Genomic DNA, 7,074 nt, shown 5'->3' with positions numbered 1-7,074 from the left:
GAGGCAAGCCTATGCTTCTTCAACCGATGTGGTCAACGCCATCCAGGACAAGGCTGCCCCCGACACGGGCGCAAGCCCGGGCTTCCGCCGCGGCGCTTGAGTGCGACGGGCTTTGGCCCTAGACATCGGGCACTTGGCCCCAGGGGACCCGACCGCGATGACCCAGAATCCGCAACGCCTCACCATCCGCCGCCCGGACGACTGGCATCTGCATCTGCGCACCGGCGCCATGCTGCGCGCCGTACTGCCGCATTCGGCGGCCCAACTGGGCCGGGCCATCGTGATGCCCAATCTGGTTCCCCCCGTGATCACGGCGGCACAGGCGGAAACCTACCGCACGGAAATCCTGGGCGCCCTGCCGGGCGGCAGCCGGTTCCAGCCGCTGATGACGGCCTATCTGACCGATGGTACCGATCCGGACGATCTGGAACATGGCAAGAAAGCCGGCATCTTCACGGCCGTGAAAATGTATCCGGCCCACGCCACCACCAATTCCGCCCATGGCGTCACCGATCTGGACAAGGTGGCACCGGCGCTGGACCGCATGGCCAAGGTCGGCCTGCCCCTGCTGGTGCATGGGGAAGTGACGGACCAGAAGGTTGATATCTTCGACCGGGAGGCGGTGTTCATCGACACCGTCCTGCCGAAGATTCGCGGCCGCCATCCCGACCTGAAGATCGTGCTGGAACACATCACGACGGCCGAGGGCGTGGCCGTGGTGCGCAAATTCGGGCCGACCGGCAAGCTGGCCGCCACCATCACCGCGCATCACCTGATGATCAACCGGTCCAGCATCTTTGCCGGCGGCATCCGCCCGCATCTCTACTGTCTGCCCATCGCCAAGCGCGAGACGCACCGGCTGGCCCTGCGCGAGGCGGCGACATCGGGGGAGCCGTGGTTCTTCCTGGGCACCGACAGCGCCCCGCACCCGATCGGCGCCAAGGAAACAGCGTGCGGCTGCGCCGGTATCTACACCGCCGCCACCGCCGTCGAACTCTATGCCCAGGTGTTCGACGAGGAGGGCATGCTGGACCGGCTGGAAGCCTTCACCAGCCTGAACGGCCCCGCCTGGTACGGCCTGCCCCCCAATGACGACTCCGTCACGCTGGAAAGAAGCGGCCTGACCGTGCCCGATATCCTGGATATCGACGGCAAGGCCGCTGTCCTTCCCTTCCGGTCGGGCGAGCGCCTGGACTGGCGGTTGGTTTAATTCGCACCACCCATTTAACCGCAGGAACACGCCATGATCGACGCCGCCACCGCCGCTACCCAGACGGCCCGCATCCTGATCGAGACCAAGTCGGTCCTGTTCAATGCGGAAAAGCCGTTCATCTTCACCTCGGGTCGGGCCAGCCCCGTCTATATCGACTGCCGCAAGCTGATCAGCTTTCCGCGCGCCCGGCGCTTCCTGATCCAGGCAGCCAAGGACCAGCTCTGCCGCCAGGCCGGGTTCGAGGCGTTCGATGCCGTGGCGGGTGGTGAGACGGCGGGCATCCCCTATGCGGCCTTCGTGTCGGACGCCCTGGACCTGCCCATGCTGTATGTCCGCAAGAAGCCCAAGGGTTTCGGCCGGAATGCCCAGATCGAAGGCCAGTTGCTGGAAGGCCAGCGCGTGCTGCTGGTGGAAGATCTGGCCAGCGAGGGCGGGTCGAAGATCAATTTTGTGAATGCGCTGCGTAACGCGGGCGCCATTGTCGAACATATCTGGGTGGTCTTCCATTACGGTATCTTCCCGCAATCGGAAGCGACCATGGCCGAAATGGGCGTGAAGCTGCACGCGCTGGCCACCTGGTGGGATGTGCTGCGCGTCGCGCGGGACGGCAATTATTTCGACAGCCACACGCTGGGCGAGGTGGAGAAGTTCCTGCACGCACCAGAGGCCTGGTCGGCCAGCAATGGCGGTAACGAGGCCACGGCCTGATCCCGGCGCACCTGAACCGGCGCATGTGAAAGGGGGTGCCGATGGCGCCCCTTTTTACCGCCGCTGGAGGGCCGATAAGGTAAAATTGGCGCACAGCACGCCCAGGGCACGGGTATCGGCCGGATCGACCAGCAGAATGCTGGCCATTACCACATAATCATCGGCCGACTCGTCATAGGCTGCATTCTCGACATGCACCATGCCCGGCTCCGTCGTGGTCGGGATGATGTATTTGGCCTCGTCCGACTGATCGTAATCGCTGGGCATGCGGGTGGCCCCCACCAGCAGGCCCCGGTCGTCCGTCAACATCAGGTCGGCCAACACTGCCTGACGCGGGAAGCGCAGCAGGGCCAGATGCTGCGACAGCGGGGCCCCCATCACCGACTCCACCAGCGGCCCACGACCCCGCTTTGCCTGTAACCGCCAGGCGATGTCCCGCTGGATGATGATATCGATGGTGACATTGTCATTGTCGCGGCTGGCCTGACGCAAGGCCGACAGCATGACCGGGTCCGCCAGCAATTCCGCTGCCAGGCTGCGCATCATGGTGGCGATCTGCGGGCTGTCCTCCACCCGGCCGACGGCTACGGAGACGGGCTCCCCCCCCTCATGCCAGGGCATTGCCGACACCGGACACGGCGCCACCGCCAGTGCAATCAGCACTATTGAGATCAATGCCGCTCGCAGCATGGTCGTTCCCGGCATCCCTGTCGGCATCGGCTTCCGTTAACCAACCCTACCAAGTCCTGCCCGGCATCTCCAGACCCACGGACCGGAAAATCGTCGGATAAACCGGCTTTTCGAAACACAAAACCCCCGTCCGGAAGGACGGGGGTCTGTGTATGCAAGCGGTAACGGAGAAGGTCGGAGGCTTCCGGCCCCCGAGCGCGTCCCGTCCTCAGGCGCTGCGCACCTGGGCCAGGAAACGATCGACAGTCTGCCCCAACTCGCCCGACTGGCGGGCCATGTTGCGCGCGGCACCCAGCATGTCGGTCGCCGACGAACCGGTCTGATGCGCCACCTGTTCCAGGCTTTCGATATTGCGGGTCACTTCCATCGTGCCCATCGAAGCCTGCTGCACGTTGCGGGCGATCTCCTTGGTGGCGGCGTCCTGCTCCTCGACAGCACCGGCCACCATTTCGGAGATGTCGTTGATCTCCGCGATGGTACGGCCGATGATGACGATGGCGTCGACCGCCTCCTTGGTGGCGTCCTGCATCGTGGTGATCTGGCTGGCGATCTCTTCGGTGGCCTTGGCCGTCTGATTGGCCAGGGACTTCACTTCCGATGCCACGACAGCAAAGCCCTTGCCGGCCTCACCGGCGCGCGCCGCCTCGATCGTAGCGTTCAGTGCCAGAAGGTTGGTCTGGCTGGCAATATCGCTGATCAGCTTCACCACGTCGCCGATCGACTGGGCGCGCTGGGCCAGCGACTGAACCGTACCGTTGGTCTTCTCGGCGGTCTTGGCGGCATCGCGGGCGATGCGGGCCGAGGTGTTGACCTGATTGGAAATCTCAGCCAGCGAGCCGGCCAGTTCCTCGGTGGCGCTGGCCACCGACTGCACATTGGCGGACGCCTGCTGCGTGGCGGCGGCAACGGCGCTGGTCTGCGCCCGGCTTTCCTCGGCCGAGGCGGAAAGGCCTTCGGCGGTGGACTGCACCTGACTGGAGGCACCGGACAGTTCGGCCACGACGCCCTTGACGGAGCTTTCGAAGTCCGACGCCAGCTTCTCCATGGACGCCTTCTTTTCGATGGCAGCCTGACGCTCCGCCTCTTCCTGACGGCGGCGCAGGTTTTCCACCTCAAGCGCATTATCCTTGAAGACCTGGACCGACTGCGCCATGGCGCCGATCTCGTCCCCGCGGCCCAGGCCGGACACGGCAACGCTGAGGTCGCCACCCGCCAGCCTGGACATGGCGGACTGCATGTCCTTCAAGGGCGCGCCCACGATCTTGTGCAGCAGGAAAACCAGCAGACCGATCAGCACCGCCAGCACGATGGCGGCGATCAGAAGATTGCCCCACACGGCGGCAGAGATTGAGGACTGCACATTGGCCCGGCTCCACGCCACGGTCAGGGTACCGACCTGATCGCGGTTGGCACCGGCGCGCACAGGTGCCTGGGCCACCAGGAAGTCACCCAGATCCTGGACCTTCACATCCGCCACGGTCTTGTCGATCTTCGCCTTGGCGAAATCGAAGCCCGCCATGCCGGCCGGCAGTGGCTTTTCCTTGGTCGGATATTCGTTCAGCACCTCGCCATCGGCGTCCACGACCTTCACGGCGGCCAGGCTGGTGCCCTTGGCGCTGGCAAGGTCGGCATAGCTGTCGGCAACGGCGTCCGAATTCTTGAACCGAACGGCGGCGGCCATCTGCGCCGCCATCATCTCCGTCACCTGGCTTTCCGAACGCTTCGACAGGTCCAGCATCGCATCGCTCATCGACGATGCGCTGAGCCCGATGACAGCGCCAAGGCCGATGATCACCGGCACAGCAATCGAAAAGGTGATTTTGCGGCTGATGGACCAGTTACCGAAAAGACCGGCGACCCCGCCACTGGAACCGCCGGCGGCAGACGCAGCCGTTGCGGCCGGTCGCATGGTCCGATTGATAGTGCTCATCTCGCTGAACCTCTCCTGTCCTTAACCGCTTGCGTGACGTTCATCACTGCACAGCCACCGCAAATCCCGCTCAAGCGCAACAATAACTTTCCGAACGACCGTGCGGTCATTTCTGACGACAACGGCCCGGTCCCCGCGAAGAGACCCGGTAAGCACTACACGCGATGGAATGAGTAGTTAGTTACAGACATTTTTATTAAAACTCACCCCACCAGCGGATCGATGGGAATGCCCCTTGCCGACCCGCCATACTTTCGCATAGGTATAACCGAGCTTGTAACGAAAATGTAGGCGTATCTGCCGCAGGGGCGGTGGAATCCGAGCAAGCGGCCCGGCCGCAAGACCTGATTAATAAATTGCCGATAAAATCGGTTCGCGTAAGCCCAGGGAGGGGCGCCGGCCGGACATCATCGTCCGCCGATCATAAGCCAAATGAAGTCGGAAGTGCGTCAAACGATAAGTGGCGATGAACAAGGGGCTTTGACGATGAAAAAAATTGTGGCGGCAGTGTTTGCCGTGGCGGCGCTTGGTTTCGCTGGTGCTGCCCATGCCGAATGCACGCTGAAGGATGCGCCGAACCTGCCCGATGGGGCCACGGCCGTCGAAGCGGACATGGTCGCGGCGCAGCAATCCGTGAAGGCCTATGTGGCCGAAACCCAGGAATATCTGGCCTGCCTTGAATTCGAGGGCAAGGGCCGCGCCGGTGGCGACTGGACCAAGAGATACAACGACGCCTCGACGCGGATGGAGAAACTGGCGGCGGAATTCAACAAACAGTTGAGAGCTTTCAAGTCGAAGTAACGACCGGTCATAGGCCGTCCGGGACCCGGTGACCGTGAACGGTCACCGGCCGCTCCCTTTGTCCGACCTTACTCACCGTCGCGCGGGCGATGTCTGTTCACCGGGAAGCGGGCCCAGCGGTTCCACCGTGACCTTCGGCACCGGTGGCGGCTTGGTAATGGGCGGCATTTCCACCTGACCGTTCAGGTCGCGGGCCTTGCCGACCTTCATGCCGTTCTGCGAGCGGAATTCCGCCGGCGGCGTGGTGATGGCGCGTGAGACAAGGTTGGGCAGCGCCGACTCATCCCAGTCGGCCACGGGCGCGCCCAGGCGCAGCACCACCAGATCGCGTCCCTTCGATATGTAGAGCCTGCTTCCGTCTTCCCCCGACAGGAAGATCGTGTCCCCGTCCACGAAGGGCTTTTTCGCGCCATTGCCGTTCTTGGCCTCGAACGGCCAGCCCAGCCGCACGCGCCAGCCATCGTGCCGGGCATACATCGTGGGGCGTTCCATCTGGTCCAGCCAGGGTGTGGGCACCAGTTGCGCCGACCCCGCGAGACCGCCTTCAAGCAGCAGCAGACCCGGACGAAGCCAGTCGCGGGCCGTCGCCTTCACGCAGCAATGGAGATAGGCGGCTCCGTCGGTGCCGCCGGTCATCATCTGGCCCGGCCGGGCCCCCATGGGACGCCACAGCCGGTCGGACAGAAGCTCGGCCACGGGCACCCCCGCCGCGCGTGACAGGACCAGTCCCAGCACCTGGGCCTCGAATCCGTTCGGGGCGAAGCGGGTGCCGGGTTCACTGTCCAGCTTGGCCGACAGGGTCCAGGCAAGGGCGTCGCCGGCCGGCGCCTGTTCCGGACGGGCGATCCCCGAACTGCCCTCCAGCAACTGCCGCACCGTGATGCGGCCGCGATCGTCCCCGGCCCATTCCGGCACCCACGCCGCGATCCCGGTATCCAGGCCGGGCAGCGTGCCGTCACGCAGCGCCTGCCCGGTCAGCAGAACCATGACGGCCGGAACCAGTCCGGAGGCATCCAGCAGGTCGCCCGCCTGCGTATCCGGTGCGTAGAGTTCAAGCTGCAACGCACCGGCATGCCAGATCAACAACGCCCGGCTGTTGCTGGCCGTGAAAAAGGCGCGGATGTCCTTCAGTCCCTGATCCGACAACACGCCCTGGTCCGGATCGGCAACGGGCAGAACCGTGCCGGGGCCGGAAACCAGCGGCCGTTCCACCATGATGGAGCGGTCCGGCTTTTCCGGCATAAGAATGCCGGCAGGGTCGCGCCGGTCGTCCTTTCCACCGCCCAGCCACAAGGCCGCCCCGAGGGCGGTTCCCGTCAGCAGGGCGGCGGTGATCAGAAACTGGCGGCGCATGGCATTTTTCCCTGATTGGACAGCCGCGGCCCGTCAGGAACCGTGGCGGTAGAGGGGATAGTCCCTGGCTTGCACCACTTCCCACGTGCCGTCCGGCTGACGGCAGAGGAAACCGGTCGCATGCTGGTACATCTGCTCCAGGATGACGACGGAGTGGAACTCCCGGCAGGGGCGGTTCTGCCCGTCATAACCGTCGCGCAGCACCTTGACGGCCCCGCGCTTTCCGGTGGTGGGGTTCGCCCAGCCCACGGGCGCGTCAATGGGCTTGCCACCCAATTCCCGCAGCGCCCCCTGGAAACCCGCCAGGTCGCTGTCCTCCATCACGATGGTGGTCGGCTTCGGCGGCGGCGGGGGTGGCGCCTCTACCACCGGCGGGGGC

At 64.8% G+C, this 7,074-nt stretch carries 7 protein-coding genes; 3 read left to right on the top strand and 4 right to left on the bottom strand.

What is annotated here, in order from left to right:
• Positions 1-157: 157 nt before the first annotated feature.
• Both pyrC and KBA48_RS31420 read left to right on the top strand, forming a co-directional pair.
• A complete protein-coding gene (pyrC, locus tag KBA48_RS31425; RefSeq protein ID WP_292912618.1) occupies positions 158-1,210 on the top strand; it encodes a dihydroorotase in 1,053 nt (350 codons plus the stop codon).
• A 33-nt stretch (positions 1,211-1,243) separates the two neighbouring features.
• The gene (locus tag KBA48_RS31420; protein ID WP_292912617.1) at positions 1,244-1,921 is read left to right on the top strand and encodes an orotate phosphoribosyltransferase; all 678 of its coding nucleotides are present in this window, start codon (positions 1,244-1,246) and stop codon (positions 1,919-1,921) included.
• 54 nt (positions 1,922-1,975) lie between these two features.
• Here the strand turns inward: KBA48_RS31420 and KBA48_RS31415 are convergent, their stop codons facing one another.
• The gene (locus tag KBA48_RS31415) at positions 1,976-2,542 is read right to left on the bottom strand and encodes a hypothetical protein (RefSeq protein ID WP_292912616.1); all 567 of its coding nucleotides are present in this window, start codon (positions 2,540-2,542) and stop codon (positions 1,976-1,978) included.
• Between the two features lie 277 nt (positions 2,543-2,819).
• Positions 2,820-4,541 (bottom strand): methyl-accepting chemotaxis protein, encoded by a 1,722-nt coding sequence (locus tag KBA48_RS31410; RefSeq protein WP_292912615.1) that lies wholly within the window; start codon positions 4,539-4,541, stop codon positions 2,820-2,822.
• Positions 4,542-5,027: 486 nt separating this feature from the next.
• Between KBA48_RS31410 and KBA48_RS31405 the strand changes: the two genes are divergently transcribed.
• On the top strand, positions 5,028-5,342 hold the full coding sequence (locus KBA48_RS31405) for a hypothetical protein (RefSeq protein WP_292912614.1): 315 nt from the start codon (positions 5,028-5,030) through the stop codon (positions 5,340-5,342).
• A 72-nt stretch (positions 5,343-5,414) separates the two neighbouring features.
• On the opposite strand, the gene KBA48_RS31400 is transcribed toward KBA48_RS31405, so the two are convergent.
• The gene (locus tag KBA48_RS31400) at positions 5,415-6,695 is read right to left on the bottom strand and encodes a serine hydrolase (RefSeq protein ID WP_292912613.1); all 1,281 of its coding nucleotides are present in this window, start codon (positions 6,693-6,695) and stop codon (positions 5,415-5,417) included.
• Between the two features lie 33 nt (positions 6,696-6,728).
• Positions 6,729-7,074, bottom strand: a 346-nt coding sequence (locus tag KBA48_RS31395; protein WP_292912612.1) for an RT0821/Lpp0805 family surface protein, incomplete at its 5' end; no start/stop codon positions are given.

The organism is Niveispirillum sp. (assembly GCF_017996735.1).
Classification (GTDB): Bacteria; Pseudomonadota; Alphaproteobacteria; order Azospirillales; family Azospirillaceae; genus Niveispirillum.
The sequence above is the reverse complement of the archived record's forward strand: the minus strand, read 5'-3'. Positions and strand labels throughout refer to the sequence as shown.